Source organism: Rhodopila sp. (assembly GCF_035548235.1).
In the GTDB taxonomy this organism is placed as follows: domain Bacteria; phylum Pseudomonadota; class Alphaproteobacteria; order Acetobacterales; family Acetobacteraceae; genus Rhodopila.
This window is the reverse complement of the sequence record NZ_DASZTJ010000073.1, coordinates 1-15,799: the sequence shown is the minus strand read 5'-3', so window position 1 is coordinate 15,799 and position 15,799 is coordinate 1. Positions and strand designations below refer to the sequence as shown.

The window sequence follows — 15,799 nt, the reverse complement described above, 5'->3', positions numbered from 1 at the left end:
CGGCGGCTGCCGTCGATCCTGGGGCTGCTGGCCTCGGGGCTGTGCACGATCATCGCCACCATGGCCACCAACCCGACCGAGGCGGTGATCTGCATCTCGGGCGCGATGTTCTTCCTGTCGCTGGGAATCGCCGGAAAGTGGACACTGATCACGGCGGTCGCACCGCAGTCCTATTGCACCTCGGTCGCCAGTATCCAGAATTTCGGCGGCTATATCGGAGGAACCGTGTCGCCGCTGGTGACCGGAATGGTGGTGGATATCACCGGGTCCTTCGTCATGGCGCTGGCGATCGGCGCGGGGGTGACGATCCTGGGAGCGGCGATCCTGCAGATCGTGGTACGCGACCCGATCGATTCGCTGGAGGGGGAAGCACCAGCGCTGGCGGTGAGTTGATGCAAGGACGGGAAGGCTGCTGCACGGTGTGGATGACGCGCAGTGCCGGTGTGGATGACGCGCAGTGCCCTTGATTCCCGTTTTCGCACATTCGCATGGAGCGTGGCGAAGAGCCGAAGGTCGCCGGTCGTAACGAAAAAACGTTGACGTAACCTGATCTTGAAGCGGGCTGTCGGCGATACGTCCTGTGCCGGCGTATAGTTGAAGGACATCGCCAAAGCTCATGAGGAACGTCCGATGACCGGTAAAATCGTCACCTGCCTCTGGTTCGACCATGGCGAGGCGCGAAAGGCGGCAGAATTCTACGCGGCGACCTTTCCCGACAGCCATGTCGCGCAGGCGCTTCAATCTCCGACCGATTATCCTGGCGGTGAACAGGGCAGCGAGTTGACGGTTGAATTCACCGTGCTCGGCCAAGCCTTTGTCGGCCTGAATGGTGGCCCCGCCATTACCCCGAACGAAGGGGTCAGCTTCCAGGTGATGACCGACGACCAGGCGGAAACCGACCGCTATTGGAACGCGATCGTCCAGAATGGCGGCAGCGAAAGCGCTTGCAGTTGGTGCACGGACCGCTGGGGCTTTTCCTGGCAGATCGTGCCGCGTGTCTTGCTGGCCGCGCTGAAGGACCCGGACCGTGCCGCCGCAAAGCGGGCGATGGAGGCCATGATGACGATGCGCCGGATCGATATTGCAAAGATCGAGGCGGCGCGAGCGGGTCATCCGATCTCATGACCCCCCTCGCCGTCTGATCATCCGAAACGACACTGCATCGTCGCCGGCCGCGCAACGCCGGCTGGCCCTGCTCGAGGGTGATGTCGGACGCAACGACTGCTCACCGCATCATTGCGATGGTGTCGCGGTAAACCATCGTTTTTCCGGGGCAAAAGTGCAATTGGACGCGGGAGGCCTTCGCGATCAGAAATGCCCGCCGGCCGCTGGCTGGCCGAGCGGCGGGGCGGACTGGTTGGCGGGATGCAGGTCCACCCCGGTATCGAAACGTTCAGCCGCACCATTGCCGAACTTCTTGTACCAGATCCCGGTCAGGATCGGGACCACGATCGAGGTTACGATGACGCAGATCGCGACGAGCGGCGTCGCGGTCTTGGCGGCGGCAGTGAATTGCGGCGCCACGGCGGCGATAGCCATCGGGTTCGCCGCGGCCGCGCCCGCGGTGCTCGACGCGGCCAGCCCCGCCGTACCGTTGCCGCCGCCGACGATTCTGTCTGCGATGATCAGCGGAACCGCCGTCAGCACGATGACCGACAGCGCCAGCACGACCCCCAGCGCAACGACGGGCGAGAGCAGGTTTTTCAAGTCGATCGTGTTGCCCAGGGAGAATGCGAAAAACGGGATCATCAGCAGCCCGCCTGGCGTGAAGAACGCGCGCAGCTTGGGATCGAGGTTGCCCAGGATGAAGCCCGCGATGAACGGCAGCACGGCGCCCACGAAGACCTGCGGCTCAAAATGCGCGACGCCGGAGGCGCCCAGGATGATCATGCTCATCAGCGGACCGGATTCGATCGAGGTGAGCACAAAGGCCCCGGCTTCTTCCTTGGTGCCGTAGGTCTGCATCAGCGAGGCGTAGAGGCCGCCATTGGTCATATCCATCGCGCAGACCACCGCCAGAATAGTCAGACCGGCAAAGAATCCAGTCTGGATGCCTTCAGGCGGAATGAAAAGGCTGGCGACGAAGGTGATGGCCCAGGCGGCGAGAAACTTGGTCAGGACGATCGTGCCGGACTTACGCAGCACGGTGCCGGTCCCACCGAGCGTGATCGACGCCCCCATGCAGAAGAACCAGACAGCCAGGATCGGCACCACGCCGGTCATGATGCCTTGGGTGAAGCCCTTGAAATACGCCGGCGCGTTCGGCGCGAACGTATGGCAAAGGGCCCCCAACAGCAGCGGGACGAGCATCAGGCCGCCGGGAACTCTGTCAATTGTATCCTTCAGTCGCATTACAACTTGCTCTCGACGTTTCGGGTTGTCTCGAGCGGGAGGCCTAACCGATAGGGAGCATGTCTGTCGATCCTGCGGGTCACGAAGACATCGGCCGAAACGCCGCTTTCTTATCACTACCTCACCAGCGTGGTTCGGCTTCGTCGATCAGTCGGAAGATCCCCACAAATCACTCACGATCAAACTCCCCGCGGATCCTGCAACGCGCGTCCCTCGCAACCATCCACCGGAACCCCCAAGTGGCCGAGGATCGTGGGCGCAAGGTCGATGACCGAGCTACGTTCCGTCCATGCACCCCCGCGTCCGAAGCCGTCCCCTCCGATCATCAAGAACGGCATCTGCTCGAACGTCCCCAGACCGCCATGCTGCCCACACCCTAACCGATCCGGCTTACCAACGACAGGACGAGCCGCGGCGCTGATGCCCGCGACGCCGAATGCATTCACCCGATCCTCGCTCCGCATCGAGACGGCACACAACAATCCCCCCTCCGGGGCTTGGCCAACCGCACGCAGGTCGTCTCCCGCCAGTACCGCGCCGGCCCAAGGTTGGGCTTGCAGGAAAGCCAGTACGGCGTCGGCATCGCCCGCTCGATCGGGATGCAGGTAGATCAGTGCCGAGGTGCCATTGGACACGGCGAGCGGGCCCGGTTCCTCCGGCGCAGTCTTCAGGCCGGCGGCGGCGAATGCCGCGTCGATATCGATCACCTCCCCCACGGTCTGGTGACCGTGATCGGAGCAGGCGATCAGCAGCGTGTCCGGCGCGGCCGCCGCGCGCACGCGGCCGAAACACGCATCCGCACCCGCGACCGCCGCCATCGCTTCGGGCGAACCGAGCGGAGATTCGTGCTGGGCATGGTCAGGCTCGCCTAGCCAGAGCACGGCGAGATCGGCATCCCTTGCACGCTCAAGGAAGTACCCGGTCAGTCTCGCATCCCCCGCCGTGTCCAGCGTGACGTCGGCCACGGCTTCGGCACCTGCCAGCGGGCGAAGCCCCGGGCCATGCGACCAGGCACGGTGGAAGACCCATCCATGACCGTCCGGATCATGGGCACGGGCCGCGCCGGGGGAGACATTGTTGAACACCATCGCCGTCCGCCCCATCCGCGCCAACCGCTCGGCCATGGTGGGCACGGCGAAGGTCCGACCACGGACGCGGCGCCAATGGTCCATGAAATCCGGCCGCCCGACATCGCGTGGCACGAGCCGACCGTCCTCCATCAGCGCCACCGAATTGCCCTGCAGGCCATGGGTCGCCGGCATGCAGCCCGTGGCGAAGCAGGATGACACGACGCGGGTCGCCGACGGGAACACGGACCGGTGGGCCGCGAAGCTCGTCGCCTCCGCCGCGAAGGCGTGGAGTTCGGGTGTCGTCTCCGGCCCCACCATGTCCCGCCGCAGCCCATCCAGAACGACGACGACGGCGCGGCGGGTCACGCCACCACCCCATTCAGCGCGGCATCGAAAATGTCGTAGTTCCGCAGGTGCGGATGCGCCACGCGCCAAGTCTCCGTCAGTGGCGCCGAAACCAGGAAGGGCACGCGTTGCTCCGCCGTCCCTCCGTGGGAGCGCAGCCGCTCGCCGGTCAAGCCCGCCAGGTCATGCTCCGCCGCGCGGGCGCCGAGCGCGACGCCCCGCGCGGCGATGACGGTGACATCGCCTTCCATCTCCGGCGCGAGATCATAGCGGTGGCAGGCCTCCGCTCCCTCCAGCGCCTGCTCGATGCCCGGCAGGGCCGCAAGATGGGCAACGACCGCCCCGACACCGGGACCGCCCGGCGCGATATGGACGCGGACGAAGCCGCCCAGCGCGCCGTGATGGCGAACGAAGGAATCGGTGATGGGGCAGATGACCCGGCAGGATCCGGCGCCGAAGGCTGCATCCAGCACGTCGCCCACGAAGACCACATTGGGCGAGCCGTCGGGCTTCGCCATGTCGTGCATGCCGTGATCGGCAGTGGCGGCGACGACAGCCCCCAGTTCCAGCATCCGGCCGAGCCGCGCGTCCACCGCGCGCAGGAAGGCGCGTGCTTCCGGTTCCTCCGGCGCGTAGCGGTGCTGCACATAGTCCGACAGCGACAGGTAGAGCAGCCGGGCGCGTCCGGCTTCCAGCAACTGCGCGCCCGCGTCGAGCACGAACAGCGACAGGTCAGCCGAATACTGATCCGGCTCGCCCCGGCCGACCAGGTCGCATACATCGCCGATCCCGTGCGTCTGCGCCCGCGCGGCGGCGGCATGTTGGGCGGAGAAGGCGATGCCGTTCGCACCGATCGGCAACCCCTTGGCGAGGGCGGCGCGCAGCTTGTCCTTCGCGGTGACCACGGCCGTGGGCACGCCGGCGCTGGCCATCGCCGCGAGGATGGTGGACGCCTTCAACTCCTTGTCGCCCGTGACCATCACGGTCTCACCGGTCCGCCGGTCCAGATAGAAGTTGCCGGACACGCCATGCACGGCGGGCGGGACCCCGGTCACGACAGAGCAATTGTTCGGGTTAGTGAAGCTCGGCAGTGCCGAAAGCGCCTCACCGGCAAAGCCGTCGCGCACGATGCGGGCGAAAGCAGGCAGTTCGCCCGCCGCGAGCCCCACCGCGAGGTAGTCCGGATCGCACCCATCCAGCAGGACCACCACCACGGACCGCCGCGGCGGAGCATAGGTCCGGCCGTTGACCGTCAGGTCCTGGGCCAGGAGGTTGCATGACATCCCATTTCTCCCGCGCTGTTCGCGTCTAGGGATGGACGCTATGGTGGGCGGACGCGAGCGACTTTTTGTCCGTGAAACGCGGCCAAAATTTCCGCTGCGCCAGGGGGTGTGGCCAAGGAGGCACGATATCGCGCGGAATCGCCAGCCACCGCTTCGGATGCTCGCCTGTTTCGAGGCACTGGCCCGCCTCGGGTCGCGGGAGATCGCGGCGGCGGAGCTCAACGTCACCGAAGGCGCCGTCGCCAAGCAGCTTCGCGCATTGGAGCAATGGCTGGATACGCCGCTGTTCGAGAGCGGCGGGCGCGAACCGGCCATGACGGTAGCCGGACGCCGGCTCGCCCAGTCGATGACCGCCGCCATGGAAACGATCCAGCTCGGCTTGGACGAAGTGGCCCAGCGCCCTGCCAAGCATAGGGAGCTTCGGCTGCTGGTTCCGGCGACGCTGTCGATGCATTGGCTTGTTCCCCGGCTGCCGCGCATCGAGCAGGCCGGGCTGGGGTTCAGTCTTCGCGTCCACACGACCCATACCGGAGAGGACTGGCTGTCGCTGCCGCATGACGCGGCCATCCGCCGGGACGGATTCCTGCCGCCCGGCTATCGGCAGGAGTTTTTATTTCAGGAGGAACTTGTTGCCTATGCCAGCCCGGCGCGGGCGGGGCGCACCGACGATCGCGGGGTCGCAACGGATATTCCGCTGCTGGAAAGCCGCACGAGACCCGGCGAGCTGGATCGATGGCTGGCGGCAAGGGACGCTTCGGATGACGTCCAGCCACGGCGCGGCTTTGCGCATTTCTACACGGCGTATGAGGCAGCGCTGGCCGGCGAAGGCCTATTGGTTGGCCCGACGATATCGGCCGCAGAGGACGTTCGGCAGGGGCGACTCGTCGCCGTCAATCCCGGGGTCAGGCTGCAAGGCGCTCGTCATGTGCTGCTCTGGCGCAAGGCGGACGAAGCGGGCACGGCGTGGATGGTGTTGGCGGCGTGGCTTCGACAGGAAGCCACTGCGGCATGCGCAAGCGCGCCGGGATGAAAGGCCGCAAGGCGGCGGCGGGAAGCGTCGGAACCGGAACTTCTCCGGTCGTGGGCGGGCCCTCCTGCATCACGGTTAGCCCCTCCGCGTGGTGGTCGGCCTGCACCGATCACCACGCGGAGGGCCATACTTCACCTATTCTTAACCCCCATAGCCCGGATTTTTGTCCCCTATAGGCCCAAGTTCAAACCCATTGGACCCGACTATCAAGTCGACAGCACATTCCGATACAACAATAGTATCAGGTGGAAATTTCCTCCAGGATCGCCCGGCGCTGGTTGATGCCCCACAGCCCGATCAGCAACGCCGGCAGCAGCGCGCCGGGGACGGTCACATAAGCGTACCAGCCCGCATGTCCGGCATAGGCGGTGGTCGCGAACAGCCAGCCGGCGATCAGCGGACCGAAGATCGAACCAAGGTGGCCCAGCCCATCCGTCAGACCGACACCGGTCGCGCGCAGCCGGGTCGGATATGCCGAAGCGGTGTAGTTGTACATGTTGAACAGCCACACGGTCATCGTGCCCCACGCGAAGGACGACAGCACATAAGCGGCGACCGTTCCGTGGTTGAAATACAACAAAGCCATCGCGACGCAGAACAGCAGCGCGGCGGAGACGATGACGGTGCGCCGCTCGATCGCCTCGCCGATCAGGGCGCAGATCGCCAGACCCAGGCTGCCGCCCGCCACGCTCGCGACCATCAGCGCGCCAAACGTCAACTGCGCCGAGAAGCCGAAGCTGTGCAGCAGCACTGGCAAATAGCCGGTGAAGCCGTAGACGATGCCCGCATAGCCGATGATCCAGGCGGTCAGCAGGAAGATGGTCCGGGTGCCGTATTCACCCCGGAACAACTCGGCGACGGGCACGTGCTCGGTTACCGGCACGCGATAGCGCGCATAGTCTGGCTCCGGCAGCGCGGCCAGGCCGCTGCGGCGCTGGCATTCCGCCTCCATCGCAGCGATCACGCGTTCGGCCTCATCGTGGCGGCCGTGCGCCTCCAGCCAGCGCGGCGATTCCGGCATGGCCCAGAGCGCGAGAGGAACCAGCACGGCAATCGGCACGGCGGCGAACAGCCAGATGAACCAGTCATAATGCGCCGGCACCCAGAAAATCCCCGGCACGTTCCCCAGCAGTCCGAACACCAGTTCGGCCAGCACCTGGGACGCGAGCATGACGCGGCCCCGCTCGCGCGGCGGCACGATCTCTCCCATGTAGACGACGTTGACCGACAGCACGCCGCCCATGCCGATCGACGACAGGCCGAATAAGGTCAGCAGCGGCCAGAAACTGTTGGTGAAGGGCGCAGGGATCAGGGGCAGGGCGACGGCGAAGGATGACATCAGCAGCGCCTGCCGGCGTCCCCAACGATCGGCGGCGATACCGATCAGGTATTCGCCGATCATGATCCCGACGCCGAACTGCACGGCCAGCATCACGGACAAGGCCCCCGGCCCGAAGGCGTGCTGAGGTCCCCAGACAAATGGGTACAGCTTCGCCGGAATCCCGTCAGCCGCGATGATCACACCCCAGAAGATCTGGGTGATCAACGCCAACCGCCACTGCATCCAGGTCAGCGGCAGGCGATCAAGTCGAGCAGCGGCGCGTCCGACGGCGGAAATGGACGACGCAGGATCGACGCCGGAGGGTGAACCATCGACGGATGAACGCAATTGCATGACGGCTTCCTCGGGTCTTCTTGGGTTGCAAGCATATGACCAGCGAAGGGGCGGTGATCGTTATGACGCGAGCAAGAATGCGTTAACGGCACCAAAAGCGACGGTGGCAGAGCGTTTGTGAACGAAAAGACATACGCCGGTTATCGTTGGGAAGGGTTTGCACCGCTTGTCGAAGCTGCCTCCATGGTGGCAGGTGGGCACGGGTCGCTTTCCTTCCCGGCTATGCCCGGTCGTCACCCTGCGAACGCGGCTCTGACGTGATGAGCCGGCCACCACGCCGAGACGGGCTTTCCCCGCCCACCGGGGATGCTAGATTGCCGCCAAGCGAAAACAGGAGGGAAACCGTGCAAGGCGTCGTATTCACCGGTGACCGTCAGATCGAGCTGATGACCTTCCCAGACCCCACGCCTGGTCCCGGCGAGGTGGTGCTGGAGATGAAGGCTTCCGGTATGTGCGGCTCCGACCTGCACCAATACCGCCGGCCCAAGGGCCAGGCGCGCCAGGGCACCGGCCTGCCGCCCAACCCGAACCCCACGATCGGCGGGCACGAGCCTTGCGGCGTGGTCGTTGCTATCGGGCCCGACGTGCTGCCGGCCCAGGCGAAGATCGGCGAGCGCGTCATGGTCCATCACTACACCGGCTGCACCCAGTGCGCGCATTGCCGGTCGGGCTGGCAGCAGCTCTGCCAGGAAGTGCCGGTGAAGGTGTACGGCAATAACGCCCATGGCGGGCACGCGAAATACATGAAAGTGCCGGCGGATACGCTGGTGCCGCTGCGCGATGAGCTCAGCTTCACGGCAGGCGCGGCCATCGCCTGCGGGTCCGGCACCGCTTATGGCGCGCTTCGGCGGATGAACACCGGTGGACGGGACACCATCGCCATCTTCGGCCAGGGGCCCGTCGGCCTTGCCGCCACCCAGTTCGCCAAGGCCATGGGCGCGCGCGTCATCGCGCTCGACATCAGCGCCAAGCGCTTGGAACGCGCCAAGGAGTTCGGCGCGGACGAGGTGGTCGACCCAGGCTCGAACGATCCGGTCGCGGCCATCAAGGACCTGACGCACGGCAAATACGCCGACCTGGCGCTGGACACGTCCTCCAACCCCGAGGCGCGGTTGAACGCCATCCGCAGCACCAAGGTCTGGGGCACGATGTGCTTCGTCGGCGAAGGCGGGGACGTGAAGATCGACGTCTCCCCGCACCTGCTGCGCCGGCAGATGACGCTGGTGGCATCGTGGACCTTCTCCAACGTCATCCAGGCGGAATGCGCCGATTTCTGCGTCGAGCGGAAGATCGACGTGGACAAGCTGTTCACCCACCGCTGGAAGCTGGAGCAAGCGGACGAGGCGTACAAGCTGTTCGACAAGCAGTCCGACGGAAAGGGCGTGTTCCTGATCTGATGACGACGCACCAGACCGCCTGGCTTTACGAAGTCCTGGGCCAGCGCGGCCTGATCGTCGGCAGTTCCGGCAATGTCAGCACACGCGTCGCTGACGGGATGATGATCACCCCGTCCGGCGGCGCGCCGGATGAGGCTGTGTCGCTGGTCCATGCCGGCATGGACGGGTCGGTGCTGTCCGGGCACGGCACCCCGTCCAGCGAATGGGCGCTGCACGCCGCCGTCTACGGCGTCTGTCCTGACGCGCGATACATCGTCCACACCCATGCCGACGCCTGCACTGCCCTGGCCTGCCTGGGCCTGCCGCTGCCGGCGTTCCATTACATGGTCCTGCAGTTCGGCGGCGATGACGTACGCTGCGCGCCTTATGTCACCTTCGGCACCCAGGCGCTGGCCGACGTCGCGGCGCGGGCGATCGAGGGACGCAGTGCCTGCCTGCTGGCAAATCATGGCATGATCGTCTGCGCGCCCACGGCCCAGGCCGCCTTGACCCGGACCGTCTTGCTGGAAACGCTCTGCCGGCAATATCTGCTCGCCCGCGCCGCCGGCGAACCGCGGCTGCTGACGGCCGCGGAAATGGCGGACGCGCGGGAGCGGTTCAAGACCTACGGCCCCAGCGGGACGACCCCGCGCGCATCCGTGTCTTCCCTCGCCACGCCGAACGGGTGATCATACGGGGCCATCCCGACGGATCCGCCAGATGCACGACATCGTCTTCCTGTTCGACGTGGACAACACGCTGCTCGACAACGACAGCGTCCAAGCCGAACTGCATGACTATCTGGGCAAGAATTACGGCGAGAAGGCCCGCGACCGGTACTGGACCATCTTCGAGGACCTGCGCAGCGAGCTGGGTTATGCCGACTACCTGGGCGCGCTGGAGCGCTATCGGGTCGAGGACCTGCACAACCCGCAATTGCTGCGCATGGCGAACTGGCTGGTGGATTACCCGTTCGCCGAACGGCTCTATCCGGGGGCGCTGGACGCGGTGGCCCATGTCGGCCAATGGGGTCCCGCGGTCATCCTCTCCGACGGCGACGCGGTCTTCCAACCCCGCAAGGTCCACCGCTCTGGGTTATGGCAAGCGTTCGGCGACCGGGTGCTGATCTATATCCACAAGGAGCAGGAGCTGGACGACGTCGAACGCTTCTTCCCCGCCAAACGCTACGTGCTGATCGACGACAAGCTGCGCATCCTGCACGCGGTGAAAACGCTTTGGGGGGATAAAGTCACCACGGTGTTCCCGCGGCAGGGACATTACGCGCTGGACCCCAAGCTGATCGCCGAATTCCCCGCGGCGGACCACACGCTGGAACGGATCAACGACCTGACGCGCCTGGGACGGGAGGCGTTCGGAGGCTGACGTCAGCCCTTCATGACGCCCCTCAGGACGCTTTGTCCTTCACCGGCTTCACGTCGTTCGCCGCCGTCGGCTTGATCACCGACGTGATCGTCTCCCGCAGCACCGTCACCTTCAGGTTTGGCGCGATTTCAACCTCGATCTCCGCTGACGGCACCTGCTTGCCGTCCTTGTCGTTGACCATCGGCACCCGCTGCACCGTGCCCAGGATGCCGCCCCCGGTCACCACCCGGTCGCCGCGCTTCAGCGCCGCGATCATGTTCCGCGTTTCCTTCTGCTTCTGCTGCTGGGGGCGGATCAGCATGAAGTAGAACACGGCGAAGATCAGCACCAGTGGCGCAAACTGCGTAGCGCTGGCCAGGAAATTGGCGCCGGCTTCCTGGGCGTAGGCAGGCGGAATGAGGACGAACGGGTTCATGATACGGCCAGGTCCTTGCGATACGGCGGGGCGGACCATAGTTTCCGCCCCTCTTTCGTCAAGCAATCTGTGAAATGGCCCGCCGCATGGATCACATGACCGCCCTCGTCACCCGCATCGCGGAGGCATTGGAGCGTCTCGCCCCACCACCCCCGGCGCCCGTGGACCTGACCGCGGCGGATGCCTTCGTCTGGCATCCCTCGCCCGCACACCTCGCGCCCGTGCGCAAGGTGTCCCGTGTGGCGATCGGCCTGCTGAAAGGCGTCGATCGCCAACGCGACATCCTGTCCGAGAACACGCTCCGCTTCACCCGCGGCCTGCCGGCCAATAATGCGATGCTGTGGGGCGCGCGCGGGATGGGCAAATCCTCGCTGGTCAAGGCGACCCACGCGCTGGCAAACCAGGAGATGCCGGGCAGCCTGGTGCTGATCGAGATCCACCGCGAGGACATCCGCACCCTGCCCGACCTGCTGAACCTGCTGCGCGAGCAGGACCGCCGGTGCCTGATCCTGTGCGACGACCTGTCCTTCGAGAAGGAGGACGCCGACTACAAGGCGCTGAAATCCGTCCTCGACGGCGGCATCGAGGGCCGGCCGGAGAACGTGCTGTTCTACGCCACCTCCAACCGGCGGCACCTGATGCCGCGCGACATGATCGAGAACGAGCGCTCCACCGCCATCAACCCGAATGAGGCGATCGAGGAGAAGGTTTCCCTATCCGACCGCTTCGGTCTGTGGCTGGGCTTCCACAACTGCGACCAGCCGACTTTCCTGGCGATGATCGACGGGTATGCGGAGCAGTTGAAGCTGCCGATCGGCCAGGAGGCGCTACATGCCGAGGCCGTGGAATGGTCCGTTACCCGCGGTGCCCGGTCCGGCCGCGTCGCCTGGCAGTTCATCCAGGAAATCGCGGGACGGCTTGGCGTGAAGGGCTGACGCTGCCCAGGGCGGTCCCGCTATTGGGATGGGACCGGCTGCCACGGCACCGCGCATTGCCCGACATAGGGATAATAGCCCTGCGGCGCGCCGCACCAATACCACATCGGTCCGACCGGCGCGGGGTACGGATAGATCGGCGCGGGATAGGAATACCAGGAGGGGCCGACCACCCACCACCAGCCGAACCGGCCGTCATGCCAGTCGTGACGCCAGAAGCCGCCCTGCCAGCCAGGACCGCCATGCCAGCCGTGCCAGCCTCCGCCGACCCAGCCCCCGGCATGCCACCCACCATGCCAGCCGCCACCAGGCCAACCACCGCCATGCCAGCCGCCGTGCCAACCACCACCATGCCAGCCACCGCCGCCATGCCAGCCGCCACCGCCGTGCCAGCCCCCTCCGCCGTGGCCGCCATGGGGACCGTTCGCGTGCGCCGGCAAAGGTGTAGCCAGTGCGAGGGCAGCCAATCCCAAAACCGCCGGCCCCATGGCCCAGCGCCGCGTGCCGAACATGCGGGTTTTCATCGTCCCTCTCCCTTGTTCCGCCCCACCCCCGTCAGACGGACAGCCGCACGCGATCCCATCGGGCAGCAGCGGTATCGTCCGAGTCACGGGCATCGACCCAGGCGCCGGCGCCCGACGTCAGATCCTCGCGTTTCCAGAACGGCGCCTTGGTCTTGAGCCAGTCGATCAGGAAAGCTGTCGCATCCAGCGCCGCCTGCCGGTGCGAGGAAGCGGCGATCACCAGCACGATGTTCTCGCCGGGCCGCATCGGGCCGACGCGGTGGATCACCGTCACGCCCAGCAGAGGCCACCGGCCTCGGGCATCGGCGACGATCCGCTCGATCGCCTGTTCCGTCATGCCGGGGTAGTGTTCCAGCGTCATGCCGGTCACTTGGCCGGCATCGCCTTTCGGATCGGCCCGCACGGTGCCGACGAAGCAGCCGATGCCGCCGATATCGGTGCGCCCCGCGGTCAACGCGACGAACTCGGCGCCGATGTCGAAATCCTCGGTCTGGACGCGAACTACCATGGCCTGCACCTAGGCATTCCCGGCCTCTCTGTCATCCGGGAGCCGCGGGACCATGACGCAGTCCTGTGTCGATATTGAGGCGCGGCCGATGGAGCGGCGACGCTATGCCGCCGCCATCGCCGGGGTGCGCACCAGCGCGCCCTGCCGCACCAGTTCCGCCTGCAGCCGCCCCACCGGAACTGCCCGAGGTTCCACCCGTTCGCCGACCGCCAGCGCTGCCGCCACGCCGGCCGCCTGGCCGGTCATCCAGCATTGCGGCACCTCCCGCATGAAGGAGTGGCTGGTGGCGTCGCAGGACAGCGCCCGCCCGGCGACCAGCAACCCGTCGACCGTGGCAGGTACCAGGGCGCCGTAGGGTACCGAGACATTGGGGAATTTCGGCGACAGCGACGGCGAGACGCCGATCTCGTCCGGCTTGGCGATGCCGGCGGGCCAGTCTTCCCGCAACACCGAACCGACGCCGACCAGGCGGCGGGCGTGGCGGACGCCGATCTGCGGGGCGGAAAGCATCAGGAACGCCCCCTCGAACCCCGGCGCATGGGCACGATAGGTGGCGAGATGGCCCAGCATGATGCGGCGGGACCGGATTTCGACCTCGGTGAGGTCCTCGACGTCCACGGCGGAATAGCCGGCAAGCCTGGGCCCCATGAACAGCGCGACGTCGTTGCGCCAGGAGACGAAGGGCCGTTCGAACAACCCGTCGCACGCGGTACGGCCACGGTCCATGAAGGCGGCGAAGTCGGCGGGCTGGTCGGTCTTGAAGGCGATCCAGCGCTGCATGTCGACGCCGCCCAGCATGAAGGCCGTATTGATGCAATGATGGATGTCCCGCGTATCGATATCCGTCAGGCTGGCTGCACCCGCTCGGTCGAAGATGTCGCCGTCGCCCGTGCAGTCGACGGTGACCTTGGCGCGGATGGCCATGCGGCCTTCCTTGGTCTCCAGGAACACGCCGTCAACGCGCCCGTCCTGCAGGATCGGCATCGCGCCCCAGGCGTGCAGCAGCAAATGGGCGCCGCTTTCCAGCACCATCTCCTGGCAGGCGAGCTTCAGGTGTTCGGGGTCCACCGTCGGCGACCAGGTGACGATGCCGTGGAACGCGGCCGTGCGCTCTTTCCAATAGGCGGCGGTTGCTTCGTCCGCCTCGCCCCACAAACCGCGCGGCGGCCCGGCGACGGCATCCTTGGGCAGGCGGTCGATCAAGTCGGAGGCGATGCCGCGGATCACCTGCGCGCCGGACCAGTCGGTCATGCGGTCGATCCGGATGACCAAGCCACCGGTGGACAGGCCGCCGAGATGGTTGTTGCGTTCCAGCAGCATCACGTCGGCCCCGGTGCGCGCGGCCGCGATGGCGGCCGCCGTGCCGGCCGGACCGCCGCCGACCACCAGGACGTCGCAATCGCGGAAGACGCGGACGTCCCGCGCCGGTTCGGCGATCGTACCCAGGTCGGGACGCGGCGTGCGTGGCAGGTGGCCGGTGGCGAAGATGCCGGATTGATAGAACAGGCGTCCGCCATCCTGGTAGGTGCCGCTCATGACAACTCCTCCGGTGATTGCCGGGGATTGGGCGCCGGCCGGATAGGGATTGCAAGCAGGGGGGCGAGGACCGTCGACCCCCGCCCCCGCTCCGTCACGCGCTGACCGGGAACTTGCACTTGTCCAGCATGGGATGCAGGACCTCGGCGGCGGGCGTGGTCGCCAGCACTTTGTACAAATCCCACTCGCCCGTGCTTTCCTTGGGTGTTTTCACTTGCAACAGATAGCTCGGGAACTCGCCGCGCCCGTCGGCGCGGATGCCGCCCTTGCCGAAGGCGTCGTCCTCGGTCGGCATCGCCTTCATGTGCGCCACCGCCGCCCGTCCCGATTTCCTGGCGGCGTCGGCTCCCATGGCGTGGACGGCCTTGAGGTAGTGAAAGGTGATCCCATAGGCGCTGGCATGGGCCTGGCTGGGATAGTTGTTGATCTTGATGCGCGGCAGCACGCGCTTGGTCCAGGCGCGGGTGCGGTCATTCATGTTCCAGTAAAAGGTCTCGCTGGTGATCAGGCCCTGCGCCGTCTCCAGCCCGACCGAGTGCACGTCCTGCAGGAACATCAGCAGCGGGGCGATGGTCATCTGCTTGTTCAGGCCGAACTCGGCGGCCTGCTTGATGCAGTTGATCGTGTCGCCGCCGGCGTTCGCCAGGCCCAGCGCCTGCGCGCCCGATGCCTGGGCCTGCTGCAGGAAGGCCGAGAAATCGGTGGTGTCGGGGAACGGATAGCGCACCGTGCCTTTCACCTGCCCGCCATCCTTGCGCACGACGTCGACCGTCTGCTCCTCCAGCGAATGGCCGAAGACGTAGTCCGCGGTGACGAAGAACCAGGTCTTCAAGCCGCGCTTCATGAGCGCGCCACCGGTTGAGTGGGCCTTCTCATACGTGTCGAACGACCAGACGATGGTGTTGGGGCAGCACTGGTCGGCGGTGACTTCCATGGCCGCGGCCGAGGCGTTGAGCTGGACCTTGTCCTTCTCCTTGACGATCTGCGACACCGCCAGCGCGACCGAGGACGTCGGCACGTCGATAAGCGCGTCCACGCCCTCGTCGCACCATTGCCGCGCGATGGAAGCCGCGACGTCGGGCTTGTTCTGGTGATCGGCGACCCGGAATTCGACATCGAGCCCGTGCGACGGCGCGAACTCGGCAATGGCCTGCTGGGCGCAGGCGACGGAGGTCGGACCGGTGTTGTCCCGATATGTGCCGGAGAGATCCGTCAGCACGCCCACGCTGATTTTCTGCTTGTCGGCGGCGCGCGGCCGGATCATTGGGACCACGGAAAGACCGGCCGCGCCGGCAAGCATGGTCCGACGAGGAATACCCATCGTGTTTCAACCTCCCATCTTTATTGCCGGCCCAGTCTCCGGGGGT

Annotated in this window: 15 protein-coding genes and 1 pseudogene; 7 read left to right on the top strand and 9 right to left on the bottom strand. The window is 66.4% G+C overall.

Translation table 11 applies throughout. The features are described 5' to 3' along the window. Positions 1 to 393 (top strand): annotated as a pseudogene (locus tag VHB27_RS05980) (hypothetical protein); the annotation flags it as partial. Positions 394 to 594: 201 nt separating this feature from the next. Next, complete coding sequence (locus tag VHB27_RS05975) at positions 595 to 1,125, top strand: VOC family protein (RefSeq protein ID WP_325598205.1); 531 nt, start codon at positions 595 to 597, stop codon at positions 1,123 to 1,125. Positions 1,126 to 1,308: 183 nt separating this feature from the next. On the opposite strand, the gene VHB27_RS05970 is transcribed toward VHB27_RS05975, so the two are convergent. The 3 genes from VHB27_RS05970 to phnA form a co-directional block, all read right to left on the bottom strand. After that, a complete protein-coding gene (locus VHB27_RS05970; RefSeq protein WP_325598209.1) occupies positions 1,309 to 2,352 on the bottom strand; it encodes a 2-keto-3-deoxygluconate permease in 1,044 nt (347 codons plus the stop codon). A 179-nt stretch (positions 2,353 to 2,531) separates the two neighbouring features. Then, entirely contained in the window at positions 2,532 to 3,788 is a 1,257-nt protein-coding gene (locus VHB27_RS05965) for an alkaline phosphatase family protein (RefSeq protein ID WP_325598203.1), read from the bottom strand. Beyond that, on the bottom strand, positions 3,785 to 5,050 hold the full coding sequence (phnA, locus tag VHB27_RS05960) for a phosphonoacetate hydrolase (RefSeq protein WP_325598201.1): 1,266 nt from the start codon (positions 5,048 to 5,050) through the stop codon (positions 3,785 to 3,787). The genes VHB27_RS05965 and phnA overlap by 4 nt, the downstream gene beginning before the upstream one ends. Positions 5,051 to 5,207: 157 nt before the next feature. Between phnA and VHB27_RS05955 the strand changes: the two genes are divergently transcribed. Continuing rightward, positions 5,208 to 6,080 carry a LysR substrate-binding domain-containing protein gene (locus VHB27_RS05955; RefSeq protein WP_325598198.1) on the top strand — a complete coding sequence of 291 codons (873 nt, stop codon included), beginning with the start codon at positions 5,208 to 5,210 and terminating at the stop codon, positions 6,078 to 6,080. Between the two features lie 241 nt (positions 6,081 to 6,321). On the opposite strand, the gene VHB27_RS05950 is transcribed toward VHB27_RS05955, so the two are convergent. Further along, positions 6,322 to 7,755: an MFS transporter gene (locus VHB27_RS05950; RefSeq protein WP_325598196.1), complete on the bottom strand. Its 1,434-nt coding sequence runs from the start codon at positions 7,753 to 7,755 to the stop codon at positions 6,322 to 6,324. A 344-nt stretch (positions 7,756 to 8,099) separates the two neighbouring features. On the opposite strand from VHB27_RS05950, the gene VHB27_RS05945 reads away from it, so the two are divergent. The 3 genes from VHB27_RS05945 to VHB27_RS05935 are packed head-to-tail and all read left to right on the top strand — an operon-like array spanning position 8,100 to position 10,514. Then, the gene (locus tag VHB27_RS05945; RefSeq protein WP_325598194.1) at positions 8,100 to 9,152 is read left to right on the top strand and encodes a zinc-dependent alcohol dehydrogenase family protein; all 1,053 of its coding nucleotides are present in this window, start codon (positions 8,100 to 8,102) and stop codon (positions 9,150 to 9,152) included. Continuing rightward, positions 9,152 to 9,820 (top strand): class II aldolase/adducin family protein, encoded by a 669-nt coding sequence (locus tag VHB27_RS05940; protein WP_325598192.1) that lies wholly within the window; start codon positions 9,152 to 9,154, stop codon positions 9,818 to 9,820. The genes VHB27_RS05945 and VHB27_RS05940 overlap by 1 nt, the downstream gene beginning before the upstream one ends. 31 nt (positions 9,821 to 9,851) lie before the next feature. Continuing rightward, a complete protein-coding gene (locus VHB27_RS05935) occupies positions 9,852 to 10,514 on the top strand; it encodes an HAD family hydrolase (protein ID WP_325598190.1) in 663 nt (220 codons plus the stop codon). Positions 10,515 to 10,536: 22 nt separating this feature from the next. Here VHB27_RS05935 and yajC read toward each other — a convergent pair whose 3' ends face one another. Next, positions 10,537 to 10,929, bottom strand: a complete 393-nt coding sequence (yajC, locus tag VHB27_RS05930) for a preprotein translocase subunit YajC (RefSeq protein ID WP_325598188.1) — start codon at positions 10,927 to 10,929, stop codon at positions 10,537 to 10,539. A gap of 86 nt (positions 10,930 to 11,015) precedes the next feature. Here yajC and VHB27_RS05925 point away from each other — a divergent pair, with 86 nt between their 5' ends. Beyond that, entirely contained in the window at positions 11,016 to 11,864 is an 849-nt protein-coding gene (locus tag VHB27_RS05925) for an ATP-binding protein (protein ID WP_325598186.1), read from the top strand. Between the two features lie 20 nt (positions 11,865 to 11,884). Here VHB27_RS05925 and VHB27_RS05920 read toward each other — a convergent pair whose 3' ends face one another. The 4 genes from VHB27_RS05920 to VHB27_RS05905 all read right to left on the bottom strand — a co-directional run bounded on the left by VHB27_RS05920 (position 11,885) and on the right by VHB27_RS05905 (position 15,696). Then, complete coding sequence (locus tag VHB27_RS05920; protein WP_325598184.1) at positions 11,885 to 12,388, bottom strand: hypothetical protein; 504 nt, start codon at positions 12,386 to 12,388, stop codon at positions 11,885 to 11,887. A gap of 31 nt (positions 12,389 to 12,419) precedes the next feature. Then, on the bottom strand, positions 12,420 to 12,896 hold the full coding sequence (locus VHB27_RS05915; protein ID WP_325598181.1) for a molybdenum cofactor biosynthesis protein MoaE: 477 nt from the start codon (positions 12,894 to 12,896) through the stop codon (positions 12,420 to 12,422). Positions 12,897 to 12,998: 102 nt separating this feature from the next. After that, positions 12,999 to 14,432: an FAD-dependent oxidoreductase gene (locus VHB27_RS05910; RefSeq protein WP_325598179.1), complete on the bottom strand. Its 1,434-nt coding sequence runs from the start codon at positions 14,430 to 14,432 to the stop codon at positions 12,999 to 13,001. A gap of 94 nt (positions 14,433 to 14,526) precedes the next feature. Beyond that, positions 14,527 to 15,696 carry an ABC transporter substrate-binding protein gene (locus VHB27_RS05905; RefSeq protein WP_325598177.1) on the bottom strand — a complete coding sequence of 390 codons (1,170 nt, stop codon included), beginning with the start codon at positions 15,694 to 15,696 and terminating at the stop codon, positions 14,527 to 14,529. Positions 15,697 to 15,799: the final 103 nt, after the last annotated feature.